This is a genomic window from Pseudomonas juntendi (assembly GCF_009932375.1).
Taxonomy (GTDB): Bacteria; Pseudomonadota; Gammaproteobacteria; order Pseudomonadales; family Pseudomonadaceae; genus Aquipseudomonas; species Aquipseudomonas juntendi.
The window spans coordinates 1-277 of sequence record NZ_BLJG01000512.1; the positions used below are offsets into that span (position 1 = coordinate 1).

Annotated in this window: 1 pseudogene; it reads left to right on the forward strand. The window is 70.8% G+C overall.

What is annotated here, in order from left to right:
- Positions 1-277 (forward strand): annotated as a pseudogene (locus tag GYA94_RS27000) (O-methyltransferase); the annotation flags it as partial.

Consider the following 277-nt stretch of genomic DNA (forward strand, 5'->3'; position numbering starts at 1 on the left):
GAACGCCATGCTCAGCGCCCGGCGCGCTACCGCAATAACCCGCTGGCCGACCGCCACCTGCGCAGCGGCGCGGCCCAGTACTGCGGCGATGCCTTGATGTTCCGCCACCGCGTGCTGCGGGAAACCGGCGCACAACTGGACGGCTACCTGCGCACGGGCATGCCGCGCCAGGCGCCGAGTACCGCCCAGCTCGACCAAGGGTGGGCCAATGCCGCCCGCTTGCAGATCGCCCAGGAACAACGAGCGGTCACCTGCGACAGCGCCTGTGCCTTGCTGG